The 26,555-nt window shown below is 52.0% G+C and carries 16 protein-coding genes and 1 tRNA gene; 8 read left to right on the forward strand and 9 right to left on the reverse strand.

Annotated features, from left to right (window positions below):
• Positions 1-128 precede the first annotated feature (128 nt).
• Complete coding sequence (locus EG028_RS17245) at positions 129-1,982, forward strand: hypothetical protein (protein WP_120517799.1); 1,854 nt, start codon at positions 129-131, stop codon at positions 1,980-1,982.
• Between the two features lie 33 nt (positions 1,983-2,015).
• Positions 2,016-5,312 carry an ATP-binding protein gene (locus EG028_RS17250; RefSeq protein ID WP_120517798.1) on the forward strand — a complete coding sequence of 1,099 codons (3,297 nt, stop codon included), beginning with the start codon at positions 2,016-2,018 and terminating at the stop codon, positions 5,310-5,312.
• 403 nt (positions 5,313-5,715) lie between these two features.
• Here the strand turns inward: EG028_RS17250 and EG028_RS17255 are convergent, their stop codons facing one another.
• Genes EG028_RS17255 through EG028_RS17280 form a run of 6 tightly spaced genes read right to left on the reverse strand, consistent with a single transcriptional unit; the run spans position 5,716 to position 15,634 of the window.
• Positions 5,716-6,735: a sugar kinase gene (locus EG028_RS17255; RefSeq protein WP_120517797.1), complete on the reverse strand. Its 1,020-nt coding sequence runs from the start codon at positions 6,733-6,735 to the stop codon at positions 5,716-5,718.
• A 53-nt stretch (positions 6,736-6,788) separates the two neighbouring features.
• A complete protein-coding gene (locus EG028_RS17260; RefSeq protein ID WP_120517796.1) occupies positions 6,789-7,256 on the reverse strand; it encodes a RidA family protein in 468 nt (155 codons plus the stop codon).
• Between the two features lie 14 nt (positions 7,257-7,270).
• Positions 7,271-8,656 (reverse strand): gluconate:H+ symporter, encoded by a 1,386-nt coding sequence (locus tag EG028_RS17265; RefSeq protein ID WP_120517795.1) that lies wholly within the window; start codon positions 8,654-8,656, stop codon positions 7,271-7,273.
• Positions 8,657-8,678: 22 nt separating this feature from the next.
• Complete coding sequence (locus EG028_RS17270; protein ID WP_120517794.1) at positions 8,679-10,904, reverse strand: beta-N-acetylhexosaminidase; 2,226 nt, start codon at positions 10,902-10,904, stop codon at positions 8,679-8,681.
• A 3-nt stretch (positions 10,905-10,907) separates the two neighbouring features.
• Positions 10,908-12,458 carry a SusD/RagB family nutrient-binding outer membrane lipoprotein gene (locus EG028_RS17275; RefSeq protein WP_120517913.1) on the reverse strand — a complete coding sequence of 517 codons (1,551 nt, stop codon included), beginning with the start codon at positions 12,456-12,458 and terminating at the stop codon, positions 10,908-10,910.
• 23 nt (positions 12,459-12,481) lie between these two features.
• Positions 12,482-15,634, reverse strand: coding sequence for a SusC/RagA family TonB-linked outer membrane protein (locus EG028_RS17280; protein ID WP_123864701.1), 3,153 nt, complete (start codon positions 15,632-15,634; stop codon positions 12,482-12,484).
• Positions 15,635-16,000: 366 nt separating this feature from the next.
• Between EG028_RS17280 and EG028_RS17285 the strand changes: the two genes are divergently transcribed.
• The gene (locus tag EG028_RS17285; protein WP_120517912.1) at positions 16,001-16,783 is read left to right on the forward strand and encodes a DeoR/GlpR family DNA-binding transcription regulator; all 783 of its coding nucleotides are present in this window, start codon (positions 16,001-16,003) and stop codon (positions 16,781-16,783) included.
• A gap of 242 nt (positions 16,784-17,025) precedes the next feature.
• On the opposite strand, the gene EG028_RS17290 is transcribed toward EG028_RS17285, so the two are convergent.
• Positions 17,026-17,367 carry an MmcQ/YjbR family DNA-binding protein gene (locus EG028_RS17290; protein ID WP_162946559.1) on the reverse strand — a complete coding sequence of 114 codons (342 nt, stop codon included), beginning with the start codon at positions 17,365-17,367 and terminating at the stop codon, positions 17,026-17,028.
• 80 nt (positions 17,368-17,447) lie between these two features.
• On the opposite strand from EG028_RS17290, the gene EG028_RS17295 reads away from it, so the two are divergent.
• The 5 genes from EG028_RS17295 (at position 17,448) to EG028_RS17315 (ending at position 24,094) form a co-directional block, all read left to right on the forward strand.
• A complete protein-coding gene (locus EG028_RS17295; RefSeq protein WP_120517791.1) occupies positions 17,448-18,428 on the forward strand; it encodes an MBL fold metallo-hydrolase in 981 nt (326 codons plus the stop codon).
• 169 nt (positions 18,429-18,597) lie between these two features.
• Complete coding sequence (locus EG028_RS17300) at positions 18,598-20,280, forward strand: C25 family cysteine peptidase (RefSeq protein WP_120517790.1); 1,683 nt, start codon at positions 18,598-18,600, stop codon at positions 20,278-20,280.
• Positions 20,281-20,560: 280 nt separating this feature from the next.
• Positions 20,561-20,644, forward strand: a tRNA-Leu gene (locus tag EG028_RS17305).
• Positions 20,645-20,915: 271 nt separating this feature from the next.
• A complete protein-coding gene (locus EG028_RS17310; RefSeq protein ID WP_120517789.1) occupies positions 20,916-21,920 on the forward strand; it encodes a hypothetical protein in 1,005 nt (334 codons plus the stop codon).
• Positions 21,917-24,094, forward strand: a complete 2,178-nt coding sequence (locus EG028_RS17315) for an alpha/beta hydrolase (RefSeq protein ID WP_120517788.1) — start codon at positions 21,917-21,919, stop codon at positions 24,092-24,094. The genes EG028_RS17310 and EG028_RS17315 overlap by 4 nt, the downstream gene beginning before the upstream one ends.
• Positions 24,095-24,188: 94 nt before the next feature.
• Here the strand turns inward: EG028_RS17315 and EG028_RS17320 are convergent, their stop codons facing one another.
• Both EG028_RS17320 and EG028_RS17325 read right to left on the reverse strand, forming a co-directional pair.
• A complete protein-coding gene (locus tag EG028_RS17320; protein ID WP_123864702.1) occupies positions 24,189-24,977 on the reverse strand; it encodes a DUF4397 domain-containing protein in 789 nt (262 codons plus the stop codon).
• Between the two features lie 8 nt (positions 24,978-24,985).
• Positions 24,986-26,527 carry a hypothetical protein gene (locus EG028_RS17325; protein ID WP_123864703.1) on the reverse strand — a complete coding sequence of 514 codons (1,542 nt, stop codon included), beginning with the start codon at positions 26,525-26,527 and terminating at the stop codon, positions 24,986-24,988.
• Positions 26,528-26,555 lie beyond the last annotated feature (28 nt).

A 26,555-nucleotide genomic window follows, 5' to 3' on the forward strand; every position in this document is an offset into this window, starting at 1 on the left:
CTCAGACAAATAAAATTACAAATTCCTGTAAAAATCGTAAATTACAATTAATTGTTTACTCCAAAAGTTCCGGTAAGAACCGGTTATAACACGCGCACAGGAATTATTTTACCCCGAAGCATCTAGTCATGAAAACTATTATTATATCCTTTGCGAATAGCACGGATAAGCCTTTAAAATCCATAACGGCTGAAGACGAAGGTATCCACGGCATCCTGATAGCCAACAGACGCGGCAATTTCAATGTACACCGCGAATCTTACGCAACCATCGCCAATATGAACAACGCTTTTGGCGCTTATGGAAATGAAATAGGCATCTTTCATTACGGCGGGCACGCCGGGCAGGTCTCCCTTTTGTTCAACGACCAGGAAGCCAACGGCGTTGGCATCGCTTACCAGCTGAAGCCCAGTATAGACAGTGGCAATCTGAAACTCGTGATCCTGAACGGCTGCAGCACCGCCAAACAGGTGGACAAGCTCCTGGCACTGGGCGCCCCCGCTGTGATCGCTACCAACTGCCCGATAGAAGACAGCTCCGCCGGGATCTTCGGTGTAGAACTGTTCAAAAATCTCGTACAGAAAAGGATGAGCATCCGGAGTGCTTTCACGGCCGCGCTGGCGGCAGCGCAGGTAGCCACGGCGGCAGCCCTGGGCGCGGACGAAGCCCTTCACCGGGACCTTCACATACCGGGCGACGTGCCCCGTGAACCATTCTGGGGATTGTTCTATAAAACGGCCGATGCGGTAGACAACAATCCCCTTCCCCCGGTGACGATTGAACCGGCCGCCGTCAATTATGAGCCCAACCTTCAGTTGACCCAGTCCATCTTCAACGCCCTGGTGGCAGATAAAAACCTCCCCGCAGAACAGCTGAACGCCCGTAAACAACAGGAGATCATCGAGGATAACGTGTTCCAGAAAACGATCATGGACGTGTTCCCCCACCCCATAGCCATACAGCTGAAAACGCTGTTTGCCGCCGAATACGGCTCCGAAGCCCTGAAGCAGCCCGGGCGCAGGAGACTGGAGCAGATCGGGCGTGTGTTCCACATTACGGCCGAATTTATGGGCATCATCATGATCTCGCAGCTCTGGGAACTGAAAGTGACCGGGCGCGTGAACGTGTTTCCCGAACCCATCGCACAGGTGCTGGAAAACTTCTTTTCACTCAGTATAGACGAACGCTCTGTATACAACTACAGCAATCTTATCCGCGACATCCGCAAATACATCGATTCGCTGGGCGATGTGAATTATTTTGTGAGCGAACTGGATACCCTGCGCGAGGAAGACCCCGCCAATCTCCCGTTCAAAGAAGCCTGCGAATTTCTTACCTATATCCGCAACGGTACTTATTTCACTGTCGCCAATCCTAACAAACCGGCCATCATCAAAGAAGAAGAAGTACCGGAGCTGTGCCTGAGGGCGGAATCCATGCTGTCCGCGTTTTTTGAAAAACTCGGATTCCTGCACCGCTATACACTCACCAGCATTCAGAATATCCGCATCAACAAATACAGGCATGATACGCTCACCGTATTTGACCACCAGGTGGTGAAACTGATGAACTCAAATGCCAGCCATGAAGTGAACTATTACCTGCTGGCCAAACATCTTGACAACAGCGGCGTGGTGCTCACCAAACAAAACCTCACCGTATACAACGTGGAAAGGCGGCAATGGAAAGGCGATGCGCTGGAATTCCTGAACCTTTCGCCCCTGGTACTGGACATCAATTCCTTCGAAAGCAAGGCGGACCGGTCCAACCTCGTGTTCTTCGGCCAGTACCGCTCAACGGACGATGTGTATGTATTCCGCAACGTCAGCAAGCCGGACGATGAAATGAACCGTGAGGAGATCAATATCAACCGGAAATTCGGCAGAACGGAGCAGCAGGAACAGGGACGTTACGAAGCCGTCTGCTCCCAGCTCACCGCGTTTAAAAATCTCGCGTTACAGGCCTTAGCGCCCCAGACCTGATAATCATCAAAGCTTCAACCCCTTCAGCCAGATATGGAACCGATCATCAACAGCCCCTTTAAATTTCTGGACCCTTACGGCAGGGAAGATTATAATATTTTCTTCGGACGGGACGAGGAGATCAACCAGCTGTACCAGCACATTCACAAAAACAGGCTGGTGCTGGTATACGGCACCAGCGGCACCGGCAAAACAAGCATAGTACAGTGCGGGCTCATGAACCGGATGGACGATATAGACTGGACGCCTTTTTTTATCCGCCGGGGCGATAATATCAATGATTCGCTGCTCAATAATCTCAAAAAAGCAATCAGCAACAAAACAGAAGCAGAAACCGGCGTAACGGCCGCGCTCACCGGCAAAAGCGTGCTCATACAGGCGCCAAGCCCCCGCCCTTCTACCAACATCATCAAAACCAGCAACGTCTGCGACCAGGTATACGAAACCCTCAAAAATGTGAACCTGCGGTACCTGCGTTCCGTATACCTCATCTTCGACCAGTTCGAGGAATTGCTCATCATGGGCAGCGAGGCGGAAAAGAAAACCTTCATCGACATCATCGATCATATACTGACGGACCCGGACCTGCAGTTTTGCAGCCTGCTGTTCATCATGCGGGAAGAGTTTTTTGCGGGCCTCAGCGATTTTGAAAAAGAAATACCGGACTTCTGCGACCGCCGCCTGCGCATAGAGGCTATGAACGCGCGGAACGTGGAAGAAGTGATCACCAAAAGCTGCGAAGAATTTTCCATCAGCCTGCAGGAAGGCCCGGAAAATGCAAAACAGATTATCAGCGTGCTGATGGAAAAAGGTATTGTAAGCCTCCCCTATCTCCAGATCTACCTGGACCAGCTGTGGCGCTCCGTGTACATGATCACGCCGGTAAAAACAACGGCCCCTGGCAAAGCCTATCCCGCGCTGACGTTCAACAATGCTATCATCAAACGGTTCGGCGGTATGCAGGAAGTACTGGAACGGTTTGTGCGCGAGCGCATCACCGTGATACAGGACCTGCTGGAAAAAGAATTCACGGGCGTACCCGAAGACTTCGTGAGCAACGTACTGGATGCATTTGTAACGGCCGAAGGCACCAAAAGACCGCTGGCATACGTCAGGATCAACAACGGCATCTGGTTCACCGGGCAGGTGCCGCCCTATCTCCTGAAACGCCCCGGCAACCTGATGATACGCTGCCTTGCCGAAATGGAGAAAAACAAAATACTGCGTACGGAAGGGCTTACCTACGAGCTGGCGCATGATGTGCTGGCGGGGCTGATAGACGCCAGGCGCACGGAAGACCAGCGCAGGGCCGGTTTTACGGACCAGCAGATACGCAGCCGCTATACCGGTTATCAAAACAAGATCAGCGAACTGCTTTCCAATAAAGAGATCGAATCGTACCGGCCGTTTATGGAACAGCTGAACCTTCCGGCGGAGATCATCGCGTTCTACGAAGCGAGCGTACAGCAAAGGGACCGGATCGCGCAGGTACGGGCGGCCGAAGCGCAGAAGCTGCAAAAGCTCAAGGAACGCCAGCGCCGCTGGAAATGGGGCTGGGTACTGGGCGGCATCCTGCTGGTCGCTTCCACCGGTTTGTATTTCTATTCACAAATGCTCCGCCGGGAATTTAACCGAAACGAAAGCCTGGTGTTCATGGGTTATGAAATGAAAAACCTCGACCCCAAAGAAGCGCTCAACCTCTTTGGCCCTATCAAGGAAAAAGTTTATGGGGAAGACACCAATAAAGTGAACCAGAAGCTGCTGGAATTTATGCAGACGCAGGCCATCCAGGGCAAGTTCAGCAAGTATTCCAAACTACTGACCGTATCCCTGATAGAACCGGGCAGGATCGACATTTCGGCGGACGGGAATTTTATCGTGCTGGATTCCACCGGTGACAATGTACGTTCCAAGCAGAGACATTATGTTGTCTTTAACAATAAAGGAGAAAACATAGACGTCAACAACAGAAAAAATATCGGCTCATTCGGAGACATCAATTATGTTTATTTCACCAACCGCCCCAACATACTGCTATTGGCGTATAAAGGCGTAGAAGAACAACCGGAAAAGAAAAAAGGCGCATCAAAATCCAAATGGTCCAACAAACCGCAAAATTATAGCCTGATCAAGCAGGAAGAACAGGAGGAAGATGCGCAGGACCAGCCCTACCAGCCTGAATCCCCGCTGCCTAATGAATTTTTACTGTTTGATTGTGTGAACGGAACGGTGGACACTATCCGCCTGGGCGGGCCCAGACGGTACCTTCATGCTTATGATGACCTGGAAGACGGGCCATTCACAGAGTTCGATTCCTACCGCGTACGTTTTACAGACAATGGCAACCTGATGGTGCCCTATGTTGAAATGGACCCGGACGGTTTTCTCGTCAAAAAAGCCCAATTGCTGGATGACAAAGGGCAGCACCTCGCTTACCTGCCTTCCAGCGTTACTGTCACCAGTTCGCGGGACTTCACGCAATTACTTACGCTGGATGAAACCCACGAAACGATAAGTTATATGAACGTCTACAATTCAGACGGCCATATCATGCACCAGGTCCAGAATGTGCTTTTCGGGGACTTTACGGAGGACGGGCATCTGATCTGGGGCAATGGCAGTGACATCAACATACTGGATGGCAGGGATACACTACGGTTCCTGGCCGGCGGTTATTATGATTATGCATATGCATATGGCAGTGTGAAGATTAAAAAACTGCTGGCGAGGAAAAAAATATCCTTTTACAAAGAAGTGGTAGAACTGATAGATATGAAGGATAATTCCCGGCGGCGGTTCGACGAGACGCTGGTAGCGGCTAACTTTGATAAAAATACTTTCATCAGCCGCAACATTAGATTGAACGACTACATCCACCCCTTTGACACACTGACATCCATCTATTTCAGGGATTCCTGGCTGCCCTGGTATAAATCTCCCGAAATGCCTTATGACACGCTCTGGCGCCGCGATCTCACCGGCAGGCAAACAGCGCCCCCCTATACGCATCCGGACGGGTTTGTAACGCTCCAGTATAACCGGGAAAAAGATGAGCTGCTGATACTCACCAGGCAGAACAAACTCATCCTCCTGGGCAGGAACATGGAAGAAAAGACCGCCATGCAGCTCACGGCAAACGACCGTTACGGGCTGTCTGACAATGGGGAGATACTATATTATGTAAGAGACCGCTGGCTCAGTGCGTTCCCCAACAATCTTCAGCTGCATGTATTCGATGCATCGCGTGCCTGGGCACAGCTGCAATTATGGCCGTTAAAAATGGACGTGAGCAAACAGAGGAGGAAAGAGCTGGGACTGTCGTTTAAGTGAGGAGAAGCTCGGGCATCCGTTGCAGGGCTTGATACGGCAATTCAATGCGGGCCTTGTATGTATGCTATCAGAAGATGGTTACCGGAGCCGTGCAAAGTGCGGGACGGGCGGCATACAACTGGTCTGGAGGGCCAGGAGGTAATATAAAAGCGGTTCAAGGCCATAGAAGGGCAGTTAGAAGACGGTATGAGAGCGGTATGAGAGCGGCATTACAACGGTATTATAGCGGCACACTAGCTGCATACCTGGACTTTACTTGGACTTTACCTGGACTTTACTTGGACTTTACTTGGACTTTACCCGGACTTTACCCGGACTTAGAATAGAGAAAATTGGCCTCAAAATCCACTTTAACCCTATCTGAAGAGGCCCGGAGGTGAATAAACATCATTTTCCGGGGGGCCTAACGGGATACTCTCCCGGAAATTCCGCCGGCTATCAATGCATTTATTTCCTCTTTGCTGATCAGCGCCCAGTCGCCGGGAATGCTTTGTTTGAGTACCCCGCAGGCTGCTGCAAAGTTGATGATTTGTTGCGGAGATGCCTGATTTATCAGCTCAAATAACATGCCGGCTGTGAAAGCATCGCCTGTGCCGATAGGCTCTTTTACCGGAGGCATGGCTACTTTCAGATCACTGAAATACGGCTGGCCGTTGTGCATAATAGCGCCGGTATAAAGCAGGTTGTCGCCTTCGGGGAGGCGGAAACTCATGCCCAATGTACGAAGGTGCGGCATATACGTTTTCAGCTGGTTACATGCGCTGATGAATTTATCCTGCCAGGAAAGGGTTTCATCCGTTCTGATATTGAAATATACTTTTAATGCATCGAGGTCCGCAACGGCTACATGGCTGGGCTGAAGCAGGGCGGGCATTACTTCAGCGGGGCTTTTGCCGTATTGCCAGAGCGTGGCGCGGTAGTTAAAATCCGCGCTGATGGTCATGTTTTTTTGTTGTGCCGCCCGGATCCCTTCACCGCATACTTCGGCGGCGGAGGCGGACACTGCGGCGGCTACGCCCGTCCAGTGGAAATACTGCTGGCCTTCCAGTACTTTATCCCAGTTGATCATGCCCGGTTCCAGTTCTGTGAAAGCGCTTCCCGCCCGGTCGTAGATCACGCGCGTGGAACGGATAAAATTGCCTGTTTCGGTGAAATAAAGGCCCAGCTTGTGCCCTCCGTACAGGATATGATCCGTTCCAACGCCGTGACCTTTTAACTGGTGTATGCCCGCTGCCGCCAGGTCGTTTTCCGGCACGCGGGTAATATATTGCGTTTGAATGCCCAGCCTCGCCAGCAGCACGCAGAGGTTCGCTTCAGCGCCCGCATACCAGGGCGTAAAACCGGTAGATTGCAGGAAACGTTTGTCATCGCTGCAATGAAGCCGGAGCAAAAACTCACCGAATGCTGTGAGGCGGTTATTCATGATCCTTCATTTTTTGGAAAAATAGATATTTTCCGTGATACCGGGACCGCCAATCAATGCAATTCAAATAATGCTTCTATTTCGACAGGAATATTGTCCGGCAGGGAACCGAAGCCTACAGCGCTCCTTACGCCAATGCCGTTTTCTGTGCCCCATACTTCGGCAAACAGTTCGCTGCAGCCGTTGATCACATAAGGATGTCTTTCAAAATCAGGCGTACAGTTCACCATACCCAATAGCTTGATCACCCGTTTTACCTTATTGAGGCTGCCGATGTGCGTTTTGATGGTGGACAGCATGGTGAGGCCCACCTGCCGCGCGGCGAGCTTGCCCGCTTCTATGTCCATGTCTTTCCCGATACGCCCGATGATCAGGGACTTGTCGTTTTGTACGGGGCCGTGCCCGGAGAGGTACAGGTACTTCCCGTCTACCAGGTAAGGTTTGTAAACGCCCAGTGGTGTAGGTGCGGGCGGGAGTATCAACCCCGTTTTCTCCAGCTGCTCTTCTGCATTGTAATTCATACGATATTCTGTTTTTATAAGATTGTATCCAGTAACATAACACCCGCCAGCCCCGCAATGCCCACGATCGTCTCCATGACGGACCAGGAAAGCAGGGTATGTTTCAGGCTCAGGTTAAAATATTCTTTAAACATCCAGAAGCCTGCATCGTTCACGTGTGAGAACATGAGGCTTCCCGCGCCAACGGATAGCACCATCAGCTCAGGGCTTGCCAGGCCCTGCGCCACCAGCGGCGCTACCATACCCGCGGCCGTAATCCCGGCGATAGTCGCGGAGCCTACACAGGCGCGGATGATAGCGGCCATCAGCCAGCCCAGCACCAGCGGGTGCACATGCCAGCCGCGCATCGCTTCGGCGATCTGCAAACTTACGCCACTGTCCGATAACACCTGTTTGAGCGCACCCGCGCCCGCAATGATCAGCAGGATCATGGCAATATCTTTCACCGCCTCGCCATAAATCCCCATCACCGTTTTGATAGATCTGCCCTGTAACGGGCCCAGTGTATAAGCGGCCACCAGCACACAGAAAAGCATCACTACCGGCGCTTCCCCGGCAAATTGCAGCCAGGGCGTGCCCGGCGCGGCCAGTTGTAATAATGTCGTAACAATAAGCAACAGCACGGGCAGCAGGGCCGTCAGGAAACTGATGGCTTTGGCCGGCGTTGCAGGAACAGCGGGAGCTTCGGCTGTGGATGATCCGCCCATTTTGCCGGAGGCTTCCAAACTGTTCGTTGAATTTCCATGTTTGTTCCCGCTCCCCTCTTCCTCCGGTTTAAACAACTGCAAAGGCCCGGCGGGTATACGTTTTAGCCAGATAGAAAATACCGGTCCGGCAATGATAATGGCCGGCACCGCCACTATCAGCCCATAGATCAGCGTCAGTCCCATATTCGCCTGAAACTGGCCAACCAGCGCCACCGGTGAAGGATGCGGCGGTAAAAACCCATGCGTGACGGACAATGCGGCCAATGCCGGCAGCCCGATGTACACGGCCGGTAATTTATAACGGTATATCACCGAAAAGATCAGCGGCACCATCAGTACAAAACCCACCCCGTAAAACAGCGGGATGCCGATGATAAAACCAGCCACGAGCAAAGCCCATTGCACATACTTCGCGCCAAAGCTGTCCATCAGCGACTGCGCGATCTGTTTAGCCGCGCCGCTTTCCGCCACCAGTTTACCGAGCATGGCGCCCAGCGCCAGTATTACCAGCAGGCCGCCCACCGTATCGCCGATGCCTTTTTGTAAAGCGGCGGGTATCTTCTGCACGGGTATGCCCAGCCAGATGCCCGTCACGACGGATACTACGAGGAAGGCCAGGAAAGCATTCATCTTCCCCCAGGTGAGCAGCAGTATCAGTAAAACAATACAACAAACGACGATCACAAAGGCCATGCTTTCGGTTTTTCCATTTTATTTAGTCCACATACAATTCATCCACCATCAATAAGCCATTGCCGCCCGCGCCATATTCCCCGGTGGGAATAACGCCTTTGTGCAGCGCGGTCACTTTCACGTACCGTGCGCGCAGCGGTGGCACCCGCAGCCGTATGGCGTTGATGCCGTTTGCCGGGAAAGCCTGTTGCGTGGCCGCGAGCGTATAATGAACACCGTCCGGTGAGGTATGAAATTGCAAAACAGCAGGCTCCCACATTCTTTGCCAGTGATAGTTCAGAATGTTTGCTCCCACCTGCTGTATGCTGCGTACGGAGCCCAGGTCAATCACGGCTTCCAGGTCACGGCCGCTGAAGCCCAGCCATTGCCGGTCATTGTAGCGGTCCGAGCCTGACACCCCGTTCACCAGTATACCTGCGTTTTCGGCATACCGGCTATTGGGCGCCTGTTTCAGTTTGATGGCGGCCCCCACCGCCTGGTGCATCTGAAAGGACTGACGGAACATCCGGCCTGCCGGTTTTCCTTGTTGTATCACGACGGCCTTCAACTCAGCATTGCGGGTGATGAGGATCGGGCCTGTATACTTCCTGCTTTTTACGGAGGGCGTTGTACCATCCGTGGTGTAATGAATATCGCCGCCGCCGCGCAGGGACACGCGTAACTGCCCCGGCCTGCATTCTTCTATCCGGTATGTCACTTCTTCGTACTGCACGGCCGTACTGCGTTTTTTGAGCCTACGCCTGAAACTCACGTAATCCCTTATGCTTTGCGGGCTCCAGGCTACTTCCGCAAGGGCCAGCATACGTGGGTAGATCATATAATCCGCCCTTTGCTCCGTGGACAGGTATTCACTCCACACCTGCCCCTGGATGCCCTGTATAAAGTGCTTCAGGGGCGGCTCGTAGGCGTATACCTCCTGCAAGGGAGTGTATCCGCCCGCCGCCAGCTGCTCCTCCGGGTATAATGATTGGTAATGATCAAAATAAAGTTCGTCTTCCGGCGTCATGATCACGTGGTGTTTTTGCGCGGCCGCCGATTCCGCGCCTTCAGTCCCGCGCCAGCTCATCACCGTGGCGCCGGGCGCCAGGCCGCCTTCCAGTATCTCGTCCCAGCCGATGATATGACGGCCTTTGCGCTGTACATAGGCATTGATGCGGCGGATAAAATAACTCTGCAACGCATCCACATCCGGCAGTTTTTCCTGCGCCATGCGCGCCTTACAGGCGGGGCAGGCGTTCCATCGTGTCTTAGGGCATTCGTCCCCGCCGATGTGGATATATGGGGAAGGAAAAAGCTCCATCACTTCATCCAGCACACCTTCCAGGAAGGTGAACACACTGTCTTTCCCCGCGCAGAACACATCGTCGAACACGCCCCAGAAAGTAGCGGCCTGGTAGGGGCCGCCGGTGCAGCCCAACTGAGGATATGCGGCCAGTGCGGCCAGTGCGTGGCCGGGCATTTCTATTTCGGGTATCACGTTGATGCCGCGTGCGGCGGCATAAGCCACCACTTCTTTGATCTCTGCCTGTGTATAATAACCGCCGTAACGTTTGCCGTCGAAGCGGTGCGGTAATTCTTTTTTGTGGCCGATGAGCGTTTCATTCCGCCATGCGGCGATAGTTTGCAGCGCCGGATATTTTTTGATCTCGATGCGCCAGCCCTGGTCATCCGTGAGATGCCAGTGAAAGTTGTTGAACTTGTAAAGGGCAAGACTGTCGATGAACTTTTTGATGTAGCCCACCGCAAAAAAATGACGGCTCACGTCCAGGTGCATGCCCCTGTAGTGGAAACGGGGATAATCTTCAATCACGCCGCCCGGGACGCTGAGTTTACCGGGGCTTTTGCGCCAGCTCTGCCGCAACGTCTGCACGGCGTGGTATGCGCCGGCCGCATCATGTGCGGTGATGTCGATCTGGTGTTGGTTGATGGATAAGCGGTAACCTTCCGGTTGTGGAACGGCAACGGAATCTATACGAAAACGGATGCCGTCCTTCCCGGATGCCTGACTGGAAACGCCGGTCGTTTGAATACCGGCATGTTGAATGTACATCGCGAGCAGGTCCGCCGCGGGTTGCAATTCAGTTGTGTTATAAAAAGCTGTGCCTTTTTGAATCACGTAACTGTTGCCCGCGTATTTCGCGGACACAGGCGCCGGGATCAGCGCTCCCGTTTCGGAAGCGCTGATCTGTTGGGCCTGTACAGCTGCATAGGTGATGAAAAAGTATATAGTGAGGATAAATGATCGCATGAATTATTGTTTGTCCCACCAAACCCTTGTAGTGAGCAGGTCCGCACCCTGGCGGGCAATCGCTGCATCGTAGTTCCTTTTGTTGATGCCCTGCTCCTGCACGGGATAAGGCAGCCTGCGCGGGATCGTACCGCCGGTGGCATTGCCCGGGAAGTTCACCGGCGTAAGCTGCGGGTAACCTGTGCGACGCCAGTTGGCATAAGCCTCCTGCTCGTCCAGCAGGGAAGCCACCCAGAACTGTGAGTGGATCTGGTTCATCTGCGCGTCAAACGTGCCGCCGGTATTCAGCGCATTGGCTGTGGTATAAGCATTGATCTTCGCCGGGGCGATCACGCCGCCCGCGCCGAACAGCGCCCAGTTCCGCATGGATATCTCGATGCCCGTCCTGTATGCATCAGCTGCATTACCGGTAGCCCAGCCGCGCAGGATGGCCTCGCTCAGCAGGAAATTCATTTCCGCGGCGGACAGTGCGATCAGCGGCGCCGAATATTGCAGGATAGTGGCGGGATTAGGCTCGGAGAACGTTACGAAGTTCGCGGGTTTGCCATTGGTGCCGTTGGGCATGCCTTTCTGCACCGCGGAGGAAGTATCCGCATTCGCCCCGTTCCACACTACCGCTACTACCGGCAGGCGCGGATCATTGCGGGTTTGCAGGAAGTCGATGAACGTTTTGCTGTATTTGCCATACTCCGTATTCCTGTCGCCGTTGAAGCCGGGCTGATACTCCTGCCCTACCAGCTCAAACGCTACCGGGTTGTCGTTGTACGTCTGCGGGCCGTTCGTATACTTTATGACCGCCTGGTCCACTTCTGTCGTGATCACGCCACCGGCAATGGCTTTGGTCGCCCACTCCCTTGCTTTCTCCGGCGCTATTTTCGTCATGCGCATCGCCAGGCGGAGCATCAGGGAGTAACCGAATTTTTTCCATTTCGGAATGCTGCCTTCATAGATAAAATCCGCTTTGCCGTATTTCACCTGCGTATCACTAAAAGAAGCGATGGCGCTTTCCAGTTCTCTCAGCAGGCCGTCGTATATCTCGCCCTGCGGATCGTATTTCGGGAAAAAATTAAGGTCAGAAGTGGCTTTGTTCGCGTCGGTAAAAGGCACATCGCCATACAGGTCCGTGATACGCTGCATGATCATCACCCGCCAGATGCGCGCGGCGGCTTTTTTATTCACCAGCTCGGGCTGTTTATCAGCAGCCTTTATCAGCTCGGTGATCGTCGTGAGCACGTTTGTGTAAGTGTACCGGAAATAAAAACCCTGGTAAAAATCATACACCCCGTATTTGTCGCCGGAGCCGGCCACGGTGATTTCCTTGCCGGTGGCGAAGTGCTGGATGTAGTTGCCGCAGGTGAGGTACGAGGTGTAGAAATACACGCGGTCGTACACATAGTTCCCTTTCAGGATACTCTGGGAAAACAACATATCCACATTCGGCTCCGTGGATGCATTCGGGTTAGTATTCAGCTCCTCAAAATCCTTGTCGCAGGACGTAAGCCCCAGCGCTGCTCCCAGCAGGAGCGTGTATGTATATCTGGCAATTCGTTGCATAATCATTTCGTTTTAATCGTTTACTACAATTTTACCATCAGGTTCAGCCCGAAGCTGCGCGTACGCGGCACCCCGAACATTTCAAAGCCCTGTGAGTTGGAGTTATTGAAAGTAGATTCAGGATCGATGTTCGGCGTTTTTTTGTGCAGTATCGCCAGGTTCCTTGCCACGAAAGACAGCGACAGGGACTGGAATTTCACAAATGGTATCTTCTCCACCGGGATGCTGTAACCCAGCACCACCTGGCGCAGTTTTACGAAATCGGAAGAATACACAAAACGCTCTGACTGGAATTTGTAGTTGTCATAATACGCCTGCAGATCAGGATACTGAATGGTGGTGCTGAAAGGATGATCCAGCTCATCCACGCCGCTCACAGTCAAACCGCCGTCGCGGCCGGGGAGCGTGATCTTATTGAGGCCAAAGCGGGTGGCATACAGGTTCGTACCGGAGTATACCTGGCCGCCAAAACGCGCGTCTACCAGGAAGCTCAGGTTAAGCCGTTTGTAAGCGAAACTGTTCGTGACACCACCCGTCCAGGGAGCTACACCGGTGCCGAGGTCTTCAAGACCGGTCGCTACTTCCCAGCCATTGGGTTTGTAGATCGGCAGCCCCTGCGCGTTCCTTTTTACTTTATATCCTTTGATGGTGCTGTAGGGTTTACCCACTTCCGCGAAAATAAAAGCGTAGCTGTTCACCGCTGCGTCCATCTGGATGCGGTCCAGGCCGTCCGCCAGTTGCAGCACTTCGTTTTTATTGTAAGCGCCGGTGAAGGTCACTTCCCAGCTGAAGTTCTTGCCTCTTACGGGAACGCCGCTCAGCATCAGTTCCACTCCTTTGTTGCTCATCTCGCCCACGTTGATGAGGGTGGAATTGTAACCGGAACCGGGAGAAATGCTCACGTTCACGATATCGTCTGTAGTAAGACGGTCGTAATAAGCGAAGTCTGCGCTCAGTCTGCCATTCAGGAAACGCGCTTCAAAGCCGGCTTCTATCGTGCGGGAAGTGTAAGGTTTTAAGTTCGCATTCGGCGCCTGCAACAGGCCTGAAGTGGTGCCCGACGTTTGCGTGGGCGCCTGCAAAGGCTGGCCGAGGTGACCGCCGCCCGCTACGAGGCTGTAGGTCTGGTTCAGCGCATATGCCGCCGGTGCGCCGCCGCCTACCTGCGCCCATGAGGTGCGGATCTTGGCGTAGTTGATCCACCCGGGCAGCGTGGCTGCTTCGGACAGCAGGAAACTGGCGCCTACTGAAGGATAAAAGATGTTGTTATTTTTCGGGTCGAGGGTGGAGAACCAGTCGTTGCGGCCGGTGGCGGTGATGAACAACATGTCTTTATACCCGAAATCGATAGAACCGAAAAGCGAGTTTACGGAAGAACGGATCAGCTGGTTGGTACTCGTGAGGCTTACCACGTTCGAAGGATCGTAGAAGCCGGGCACGGAGAAGTCATTGCCGAGCAGGATCGTGTTTTTGGAGATCGCTTTGCGCCTGTTGCCGCCGGCCAGTACATCCAGGGAGAAGTTTTTGCCGAGGCGTCCCTGGTAATTCAACGTCAGCTCACCGTTTGTTTCGGTGATGCCGTTGGTCTGCTGCTGGTAAAACCCTTTGGGCGCATAAGCTGTGCCGGAAGGCACAATACCTGTCCAGTTCAGCATCGTATAGTCATGGTTCACACGGCCGCGGATGAAGAGATTGTCCAGGATGCTGTAACGCACGCTTACGTTGCCGATGAAACGGTTGCGGTCGTCGTCGTTGATAAATTTGTTCACCACGAAATACGGGTTGCTGGCGAAACCGGAAGGATTCCACAACGTTTCGCTACCGGTGATCTTATCATAACCGGGGTCGAGGCTGCGCACATCCACGTTGTTCGCGATCATATAAGTACCCCAGTTCGGGTTGCCCGGCGCATCGGATACATTCGCGCGGTTGCGGGCCTTTTCGATGTTGTATTGTGCGTAACCATCTACCTGTAAACGTTTGTGGAGATTGGCCACCACGCTCAGGCTCATGATCTTTTTATTCAGCTCCGAGTTGGGCACCAGGCCGTGATTGTTCATGTCGGACAAAGACAGGCGGTACTGCGCCACATCTCCCCCGCCGGTGGCGGCTACCGTATTAGTAAAGGTGGTGCCGGTGCGGTAGAAGTTTTTGATATTGTCTTTCTGCGCTACATAAGGCCTTGCCACCCCGTCGAACTGCATTACGTTGCTGCCGTCCAGTTTCGGGCCCCAGGAAAGACGGCCGGTGTTGATGGCATCGTCTTTTGTAACGGGTTTGGTGCCGCGCTGGCCCTGGCCGTATTCATATTGCCAGTCCGGGATCACGCCGGGCGTTTCCATGGTGAGCGTGGAGTTGTATTCCAGGCCGATGCCTTTTTGTTTCACGCCGCGTTTGGTGGTGATCATAATAACGCCGTTGGCGGCCCGCGAGCCGTAGAGGGCGGAAGCGGTGGCGCCTTTCAGTACGGTGATGGTTTCAATGTCGTCAGGGTTGATGCCCGCGATACCGTCGCCACGGTCCGCATTCAGGCCAATGGAGGCATTGCCGCTGGCTGGCGTGTTGGTGGTGGAGTTGTCGATAGGCATGCCGTTGATCACGTACAGCGGCTGGTTGTCCGACCCGAAGGAACCGTTGCCGCGAATAACGACCCTGCTGGAGCTGCCGGGGCCGCCTGCCAGGCTGGACACGGATACGCCGGCTACTTTGCCCGCAAGCCCGTCCGCTACGTTGATCTCACGCGCCTGAGTGAGGTCTGCGCCTTTAACTTCAGACACCGCGTAGGTGACTGCTTTACGCGCCTTTTTGATACCGAGCGCGGTCACCACCACTTCGTTGAGGGCTTTGGTGTTTTCAGCGAGGGTGATGTTCACCTGCGTCTGGCCGGATTGCAGGGTAACGGAGGTTTTGTCGAAACCGATAAACGTAACCACGAGGGTAACCGGCGGTTTGGGATCGGGAATAGAGAGGGAGAAGTTTCCTTCCGCGTCCGATACGGTACCTACCCCTTTCGCGTTGGCGACGGAAATGGTGGCTCCGATGATCTTTTGTCCATCGGGGCCGGTAATGGTGCCGGTGATCTTAAGCGGGGATTGGGCTATACTTTCCAGGCAAAGGAGCATACTGCATAGCAACAATAGCAGTTTTGGAAAGGCAGCCAGTTGAATTGTTTTCATCGCTGTGGTTTGGTTGATAAATATTTCGAATAATGCAAATTCCTGCACTAAAAATAGTCAATACAAGCAGTATTGCAAATTATTTGCAGCATTTATTTGCATATTGTGCAAAATAATTACCCAATCCTTGCAGAATTTTAGCGAGGAAAATAATTATACCATTGGTTAACAATAATTTAATGCTATGTAAATGGTACACAAACCCTTTCACTTTATGCAGATAAGCGAAAAAAGTGCAAATTTGTCCTGTTATGTCTTATTTTTGCCCGATAAACAGGCTGGAAGTTGAAAGAAAGAAGGGTAAAACTTTGCAAAAGCTGAGAATTTTCACTAACTATCAACCGCAAGAGCAATTTTTAGATGACTATGGACACGAACACGCAGGACCAGTTACCCCCGGTTTCCCTGACTAAAAAGGCCAGGAAGGAACTGATTATCAAACAGGTGAATATTCACACCAGGATCACGTACAGCGACCTGGTGAACCTCATCAATGTATCTGAAGACACCATCCGCCGCGATGTGAACGAGCTGGCGGAAGATGGTGAAGTGGTGAAGATCAAAGGCGGCGCTATGTCCATCGCCTATCATTACGGGCATGAATCCGAAACCTACGCGCAGAACAACAAAGTGGTGATCGCGGAAAAAACACTGCAGCTGCTGCAGGACGATATGATCGTGCTGATCGGCGGCGGCACTACCATCCGCGAGTTCATCAAAAAGATACCTGCCACCCTGCGGGCTACTTTTATTACTGTAAACGTTCTCTCCGCCGTGGAGCTGCTGGATAAACCGATGATCAAAACGATCGTGATCGGCGGGCAGATATCCACCTACAGCCAGATGACCGTGAGCGGGGAAGTGTTCGAATATTTGTCCAATATCAAAGCGGATCTCTGTATCATCGGCACCAACGCCATTGACCCGGCAAACGGGCTGACGGACTCCGACTGGGAAACCATCCAGGTAAAAAAAGCGATGATCAAAGCGGCGGACAAAGTGGCCATCCTGGCTATTTCCGAGAAGCTGAACTCCTCCATGAAAATGAAGATCGCTGACCTGCAGGAGATACATTACCTGATCACAGAACTGCCCGCGGACAGCGCGGAGATACAACCCTACAGGGCGAAAAACCTGACGATCCTGTAACGGAACAGGCGGGCTGATGAACGCCGGCACACCTACTGTTTAGCCCGCCCCCGATGGTATATTACCCGGTTTTACGCCGGATCAAGTCCACCTCATCTCCACCTCAAGTGCGCTTACCCTATACCGATCCTATATCTATCCTATAGTCTCCTGGCTACTTTCCGGTTATTGCACAGTTATCATCCGGTTACTTTTGTCTAAAAAGCAAAATACTATCATATTTATGCAGAAGGCCCCTGGGATCACAACCCGTTCTGCATCCTGTACTGCTCCTGCAACTTATCCGGCGCCGCGCCATACCAGGCGCTCTGCACCGCGCTGATGAGCATGGATTTTTTTACTTTTTTCAGGTGGACGGTCGTCCAGCCCTGCAGGCCCCAGCCTCCTTTAACAGGAAAAAAACTATCCCCGTCCTGTCCGCAGAATGCAGCCTGCACCTCCGGCGTAAAACCAAAATTGGCCGTATGCGCGGCTTCCTGCACAGTGGCAAAAATGCGTTTCTTAGTACGGAAAGCCGGGTTGCCCCAATGCAGCACTTCATATGCTTCCGGCATGGACAGGCATACTTCCCTGAATGTTTCCATTGATATCATACCGCTAAAGTACAGCTTACCTCCTCTCCCAAATTGTAAGAATCCGACATTGGTTACGTACTTTCGTTTTCATGGAACGGACATCCCCTAATTTCAGGAACGGCACCTTTCACAACCAGGTGCCTACGGAGATCATGGTAAAGGGCACATCCATGCTGAAACTGCTGCTCAAATTTTTCCGGAAGCCCCCGCTGGTGTATCCCCCTGCCCCGCTTCCTTCCGTACACACAGACCTGAAAACAACACCGGCGAACGAAACGGCCATCACCTGGTTCGGGCATTCTTCTTACCTCCTGCAGGACAGGGGGCTAAACATCCTCGTGGACCCCGTTTTCAGCAGCAACGCCTCTCCCGTTCCTTTCACCGTCCGGGCATTCCAGGGCAGTAATGTATACAGCGTAAAAGACCTTCCGGACATCGATATCCTTATCATCACCCATAACCACTACGACCACCTGGACGCGCGCACCATCCGCCGCCTGCGCCACCGGGTAAAAGCAGTATACACCGCGCTGGGCGTCGGCAAAACGCTCACGCATTACGGCATCCCCCGCTCCCTTATCACAGAAATGGATTGGGGGAACCGGCAGGAAATAGCCCCCGGCGCCTCACTCACGGCCACGCCTGCACGCCACTTTTCCGGCCGGGGCTTCCGCCGCGACGGCTCTTTATGGGCGTCTTTTGTATATGAAAAAAATGGCAGGAAGATCTACATCGGCGGGGATTCCGGTTACGGCCCGCACTTCCGCGAAACCGGTGAAAAATACGGGCCTTTCGATATCGCCATTCTTGAATCAGGCCAGTACAACACCCAATGGCCGAACATTCATATGAATCCCGAAGAAGCCGTACAGGCCGGTATCGACCTTCAGTCAAAAGTGATCATGCCCGTACACTGGGGCAAATTCGCGCTGGCTTATCACCCGTGGAACGAGCCGCCGGTAAGGGCTGTGAACAGCGCCAGGGAAAAAGGCGTAAGGCTTACGTTGCCCCGCATCGGCGAGCAGGTGATACTGGATGTGTCTTATCCCGATGCACACTGGTGGGAATAATCTCTAATCCTTTGCCCCTCAACCACTGCGGGCATTTTGCAGTACTCTCCCTTAAAAATCCTGTGCGTAGAAGTACGGATAAAATCAGGTAATTGTTCCCTGTTCCGCTCAGCACTGTATCAGTAGATTTGTGGCATCAAATTTCATTTAACCCCCAAAAAGAAAGAAGATGTCTACTGAAAAAAATCCACTGAACGGCTACAAAATAGCCGGTGAAAAACAGACCGTCTCGAACCTGTCCACCATCCGTACACAGGTGCTGCAGGACCGTACCATTTTTAATATGGCGGCGGTGGGACGTAACTACAAACTGGCGCAGGCCTATAAAAGCGTGCGGAACCTGAGGCTGATGGACCCGAACAAGATCCAGCTGAAAACCTTCGCGGAGTACCTGGAGGTAAATAAAAAGTTCCTGGACCTGCTGCCGCTGATAGAAGAAAAGCCCCGCCCCGTATACGGCGCCAACGAGGCTTATCTCAACACCTACAACTGGCTGCGTTTTCCCAAAGGCAAAGTACTCGTGCTGGTACATAAGGACGTATATACCGCGGTGAAAGACCGTGTGGAACGTTACGTGCTCGATCTCGGCCGCGATGGTTACTGGGCCACTATTCACGTGGTGCGCGGCGGCAAACCGGCTTTTATCCGCAACTATATCAAAGGTAAATCCCCCGTTGGCGCGGTGATGGTGGGCGCCATTCCCGCCGCATGGTTCGAGATGAGCGACGATTTTTACGGCGCCAGCTCAGAGTTCCCCTGCGACCTGTTTTACATGGACACGAACGGCACCTGGGCGGATGCGGACGGCGACGGCAAATACAATGCAGTAACCGGCGATGTGATCCCCGAAATATGGATAGGCCGCATCTGGACGCCTACCCTGGACGGCAATGATGCCGCGCTCATCAACAATTATTTCGACCGCAACCATCTTTTCCGTACCGGCAACCTGGGCCATTCCCGCTCGGCGCTGGCTTATGTGGAAGATGACTGGACCGGCTTCGACGATTGCGAAATGGACCTTATGACACCCTCAGCCTATATAACCAAATACACTAACCCTGACATCACAGATGCGGACCTTTACAAAGAAGAAGTGAACAAAACACGTTCATTCGTGCAGCTTTGTTCACATTCTTCTCCGCATGTGCACTCCTTCCACATTCCTTCCACCGGCACCACCGAATGGATCGACCGTTCTTATTTCCGTGACAGCCGTGCCCCGAATGCACATTTTTACAATCTTTTCTGCTGCAGCACCGCACGTTTTACAGAAAACGACTACCTCGGCGGCTGGTACATTTTTGACAAAGCCGGCGGGGAAACCAATTACGGCCTCACCGCTGTAGGCAGCACCAAAACCGGGTCCATGCTGTTTTTCGCGGACTTCTACGATCCGATCGGAAAAGGAAAATGTATCGGCGACGCGATGGTAGACTGGTGGAAAGCACGCGGCTCCGATCATGACCTGGGCGAAAGACAGTGGTTCTATGGCATGAGCGTCCTGGGAGACCCCACGCTCACCTGGTGGAAAGGCGCCGTGCCCCGCCCGCTGGAACCGGCCGAAGGCTCCGTGTTCGGTCACTATCCCCGCACCATGACGCTCAAATGGGCGCCGGTGAACATTCCGGGCGCAACCTACAGCATCGAGATCGATGCACACGGCGCGGTGAACGGCGGCGAATGGGCCGCACAATCTTTCCGGAGCTTTGCAGTATACCATGGCATTACCGGCACCACTTTCAACCACAACTTCGTGGGTGCGCAACCGGGCCGTTGGAGAGTAAGGGCAAAGATCGGCGACAGGTATTGTGCATGGAGCTGCTGGTGTTATTTCCGTTTCACCATTTAGGGAGTATTCATTCAGCATAGACAAAAAGCAGCCGGGCTCGCCGGGCGAATGCGCGGCTGCTTTTTTTAACTAAAACGAACACTCAGCAACTTTATACGTTATTCATAGTTTGTATCATCCCGATCACTAATCTTTTGCTTCAGCAAAGGGTTAGCAATTGGAAATGTCAGCTCCTGGAAGACCTCCAGGAGTTTTTTTTATACAGCTGTCATTAAAAATATTTACCCGGAATTTGGAAAAATGAAATAATGATTTACTTTTGCACTCCCTGAAACAAGATGCCCAGATGGCGAAATTGGTAGACGCACTGTGTTCAGGTCGCAGCGCTCGCAAGGGTGTGCTGGTTCGAATCCAGTTCTGGGCACGTCAATAGGTTGTAAGTCGTTAGATTTACAACCTATTTTATTTTCAAGCATTTTTGTTTTCGCCGCATTCCTCCACATATATCTTTGATCTTAACACATAGTGTTTACATCCGGAAGTGCAGAATACAGCGAGAGTAAAAATCTTTTCAAAAGCTATTGAACTTTAAAGAATCTGTACTATTTTTACTTTAGCACAACCTATAACCGCATTCGACCCCCTCCCCATTTTAACCACTATCACTCTTGAATTTCCATTAAATCGATCGCACAATGCCCCAATGCAGAAAACGATGGCCGGCTTACAGCCTGGCAGCCCTGATGTACCTGTGCCTGGTGCCCAAAGCAAGGGCCCAGAAACACTTTTCTACTTATGATAACGCCGCCGGTACACAAATCGGCTATGGTATCAAACTGTCAATAGACTATTCAAAACTGGAAAGATTTAATTTCCGGCTTGGCCTTTCTGCCGGTGTAGGCAGCAGTTTAGGCAATGACTGGTTGTATCCTTCGGCACATGCCGATCTCATGATCTATAGCGGCGGCTTTGGCAGTAACCGACCAGGCGTGGTAAAATTTGCCAACAGTATAGAAATAGACTTTATCTTCTCCTACACACTTACGGTGGGCACCAGCTACCGTATGCTGGAAAATGGGAAATACCGGCCGGGAGAACGCAATTACCCGCTGTATTACTTCCAGAACTATACGTTGCCGCCTTTACAAAACCCTTACCGCTGGTCGGTATCGGGTGGTGGCAATTACGTGTTGTTCCTCACCAGGAAGTTGTATAACCGGCAGGCTGTAGGTTTCCTCAACCTGCATGCGGACCGGTTGCAGTTCAGTTACATCAATGACGGTCCGCCCTTCATTCCGCCGCTGGGCGACCGGAAAGACCGGTACTTTACCGGTGGGGGGCTGATCACCTATCACCTGGATGATGAAGCGCCGTTTAACCTGCTGGAAGCCAGCTTCGGCAAGTTCACCGGTTATTCGCCCAGCGCTTACGAACTCAGTAATAAATTGGGTCATTCCTACGTCCTGTATAAGAACATGGAAGAAAACTACTACAACAAATCATCCCTTATCTTCAGTGCATCCAATACCGCCCGAGGTTACGGCATGTACGCGATTTTTTATAACTATCCCCGGACCGACTTCCAGCACAGGATCCACGACAATATGTTTTACTCCCTGCACCTGGTGCCTTACAAAGGCAGCACGGCCGGCGGCATCACAGGTTATTATCAACAATCTAAAATCGGGTTAAAAAAATGAGATACTTACTATTGCTGGTGTGCTGCTGCATGACCATCCAGAGCCAGGCGCAGCAGAACTGGTTCATACCCCGGTTTTACCGCTGGCTGACGGGAGGCCCGTCCTTCCATCCCGCCGATCGGCTACCATCCGGCCCCGGGCGGATGGAAACAACGGTCATCGATACAACGTTTGTTACCTATGTGCGGTTGATCTGCACGGACACACGCAACACGGGAGATGGAAATTATACCGCTCCGTGTAACTGTAGCGACCGGAACCCGACAGGTGCAAGGCGGGATACGGTGGAAACGGAAATTATGTTCATATCCCAAGTTCACAACAAGGTAATCGTGATCAATTACCTGAAGAATAAACATGAAAAGGTATATTCGTCTAGCTCTAAACTCCTCCCGGCGGCAGACACGCCGAAAGTGGTGGATGTAAATGTTTATAAGTTGAACCAGATCCGGTTCGGAAACCTGAAAAACGGTTACGGCGATACGCTCTATTTCCGTGTGAATGCAAAAGACAACCGGGAGGAATATTGGGACCTGGCCGATCGTGATAGCAGCAGCAAAGAAGTAGAAGCCGTGCGTATAGCTGTACCAGATGGATTCGAGTACAAGGCTACCGGCGAATCGCTGGTATTAATGCCGCTTTATGAGAAGCAGAATTCGTTCAATTTGATTTTTCAAAAGGTGCGGATAAGAGATGATAAATCCAAAGGAGAAACGCTGCAATCTAAAGACTGCGCAATTCACGTAGACCTGCAAAAAAAGGAATTTTATTTCGTATTCCGCAAAAATGGGGAGGATATGATCATCAGGTTTAAGAAGAACCGGCTGTATTCTTACTTCAACCTGCTGCCGGGATGTAAGGAGTGTACGCCCAACTTCCTGTGCGTCGGTTTTCTGTACGACCGGTTCAATCTTGAAAAAAGAAAAGTCATTGCGGATAACTGGTACGAGTTCGCCGGTGAAAACCTGGAAACGCATTTACCCTGCGGGGAAGATTCGGTAGTAAACCTTTCACTGCGACTTGATGGAGCTGGCTGCGTCTACCCCGCCAGCATCAACAATAACGACTTTCAATCTATTTTCCTCGATGATAAACCATCAAGGAAAAATTTACGCTCCCGCACTTTCTATTCCATGATGCGATATCATGACGGTATGCTCGACTCCCGTCTTGACACATTGTGCGACACATTACAAGCGACCATCGAGCCGTATGCAAAAAATCCCGCGTGCTCGTCGGACACGTTTTTGCTGAAGTTCCGGCAAATCTGGAACGACCGGTATCTGAAAGCCTTCGCTGATTCAATGAAGAAGGTAATATGTAAAAATAATATCCGCCGCGTTGTATTTTTTATTCACGGCTACAACGTACCCTACAGCGTAGCGCACTTGCAGGGAAATGACCTTATCCGGGACTTTATGTCGGAATGCCGCCTGACCGGATTTAACGAGAAAGTATTGTTCGTGCGTGTGTTCTGGCCCAGTAATGATGCCAAAACCTTACGGTTCTCAAAGAATGGCTGCACCATCAAAGACGACGTGGAGCCGGGCACGGGAAAGTTATATAACTACATTACAAACACTGCATACCTGGCCTCCCTGACGATCCGCCAGCTAATGAAGGATATAGACCCCACCCTTCAGGTAAATATCATCTCGCACTCCTTCGGCGCCACCGTAGCGGCAGGCACGGTGTTGCACCCGATACAGAAAATGAAAGATACCTGCTCACATCTTAACCGGTATTTTGTGAAAGCGTTCCGCGAACTGCCTCCATTGCCGCAAAAAACCTTCTTTTTCATGAATGCTCCCGGTATGCCCGGTGTCACCACCTTTAATACCATTTCACCGGCGCTCAACGCGCAGCACTTCTTTTACATTGGCTATAACGACCGCGACCGCGTGCTGCTTAAAAAATTCCTGGGCCCGATACCCATTAGTCCATCGAAAAAGAGCTCCACCACCCTGGGCTGCAATTACCGGAACGAGGTGATCAAAACCTCTGATAGTGTGAAAATGAGGGGCATGGACGGGCACTTCCAGCCTTTCCGCACCAGTGAACGGACGGTACACGATTATTTCTGTTACCGGCAGCAGCTGGGCTTTAAAGACGCCTACAGGCAGTATGTAAGGGAAAGTTATACAGGGGCGCCTCCGGTGAACAAGGCGCCGTAACGGGGGAGCGATTTCTAAAGACGTTTGTATTATGTGCCGGAGTGGCAATAAGGAACAATCCCCGGATGTTCACCGGGGATTGCCTAGGGACGATTCAGTTTTCTACTCTTACAACTGCGGTAATCCCTTTTTTGAATGCTATACCTGAAACGGAATATTGATCCCTATATCCCTGCACAACTACCGTGTAGGCGCGACCGGGCGTTGCCTTTACTGCGGGAGCTGTTCCCACCAGCACTTCTCCATTGGCATCCTGGTGATAAAAGCGAAAGAAAAAGCTCCCGTTCAGCGCCTGGCTTGTATCAGGCTCAAAATAGGACGTAATTGTTTTGTACGGTATTTCCCGGGGCAGACCATTGCTATATTGGCTTCCATCTCCGGCCACCATTTTTGCATTGAGCAGCAGGTCCGGCACCAGGTTGATGATCCTTATCTTTATTTTACCGGGATGCTGTTCGAAAGGATTCGCCGCGACTGCTATCACATCATAATGAAGCAGGCTATCCGTTAAGTACAATGCGGTGTAACTGCCGGCCTGCATGTCCAGTTCTTTTTCCGTACGAAGCACCTTTCCCGTATCGGCAAAATAAAACTGGTGCGCCCCTGCGGGTAAAGACATATAGACAATAGCGCCCTGTTTGACCTCACCACCATACAAGCTGATCGGGTAGCTCTGCCTCCCGAAAAAGTCCAACACGGCGGGATGCTGGAAATGGGCGGCATCAGATGCATCCACGGCAATGTAAGGCGTAGGATAATGCGCCGCGTTGAAAAAATTAATACGGGCATCCGCGGGGAATGCCGGGGGATCTATTTCTCTTTTACATGCCAGCAAAAAGGCGATGGCCACGAATAAACCAATATATATTCTTCTCGTTTGCATACAATGCTTTAATTTTTGATCTCTGTAATTTCCAGTGTCGATTTAGGATATTGAGGCTCAGATGAGGTGTACGGCCGCCTGAAGATCACATGTCCTTCCGGCGTATAGTTCATTGCGATCCTGTCAACCATAGCCCCGCTCGAGGGCTGCCGCTGGTAGATGAAGCTGGGGGCGTAGGTATAGGTTTTCCTGCCTTCAAAATCAACCACAACGGCAGCGCCCACATCATTACGCGAATAGTTGTCGCTCAGGAAAAAAACCGGTTTGCCTTCCTGCAAAAACCAGGGCCCGCACTGGTCGTACTTCGCCGCTTTAAAAGGCGCGTCCAGTATCATTTGCACACCAAGGTCGGCATGTTCCGGCGCAAAGGTATTCACTTCCCGTCGCTGCGACAGGTCAAAAACATTAAGGATGCTATGCCGGAAAAACGCATAGCTGTCTGCATACGCCAGGTGGTAGAACAAATGTTTGTCCGGGTCGAAGGCCACAGGCGTAGGCGCAACGCCGGCGGTGTTTACGCCACCGGTATTGCTAAAAACGATGGGGGCATTGCTGACGGTAGTGCCGGACAGGCTGCCCGTTATATAAGCTACATCGCCTTCTTCGTTCACCATCCCGATGGCGCTCGTTAAATATTGCCTGTATAGCTGCCCGGTATGAAAATAGATCCGGCCGCTTTCCCCAACGGCCATTAAACGGATAATCGGCAATTTGACACTGCCCACCGGGCCTTCCCAGGGGCCGCCGCTGATGGAGCCCGCCGTCAGGTTCAGGGTGGTAAGCTCCAAATTGGAAAGGTCTATCCTGCAAAGCCGTTGAGCCGAAGTACCGGTAGAAATGTTCTTTGTGGATGCGCAAAAAACAAGCTGCCTTTCGGACCTGTTCACATGGGCGGAATACACCGTGGTGATCGTGAATAAGCCTACAGCATCTTCAAACACAACAGGAAGAATGGTTGACACGCTATCTTGCCATACATTCAGCGTATTGTCCATGTAGTTAAAATAAAACACCTTCCCTGTCCCGGTCCAGGCCTGGATAAAATAGTGTTTGGACAGATCATAGTCAAAGCCGGTTTGTTTCAGGTTAAGTGTATCGTTAAATACGGCGGGAGTGCCGCCATTACGGATATATACGGGAGTGCCCGTCACGGTTTGAGCGCCCATTGTAAAACGAACCTGCCGATCTGGTCCTGTTCCCATTTTTTCATCAACAAGCACCTTTACCAATTGCAGGGTTTTATGGTGCTGCACTTCATCCAGGTAACTGTTCTGAATAGCTTCCACATAACTCCTGCTCAATAGCTGCCCGTCGGCATCTCCGATGCGGATGCGGAGATCGCTGTCCAGCGTACCGAAACGGCCATAAAAATAAATAGTATCGCCTACCGCATAGGTGGATTTGTAGCCGAACTTTTCACCCGCTACCTGGAGAATGTCTTCCAGTTCCGTGTAAAACTTGTCTGTTTTCTTGCAGCCCGTTGTGATAATAATCAATAACAAAGCTACGTACAGCACATAACGGGCGTTTGTATGAGATGTATTTTTCAAGAACATATTTTCAGGTTTTTTATCCGGG

The organism is Chitinophaga barathri, from assembly GCF_003807585.1.
GTDB classification, from domain to species: domain Bacteria; phylum Bacteroidota; class Bacteroidia; order Chitinophagales; family Chitinophagaceae; genus Chitinophaga; species Chitinophaga barathri.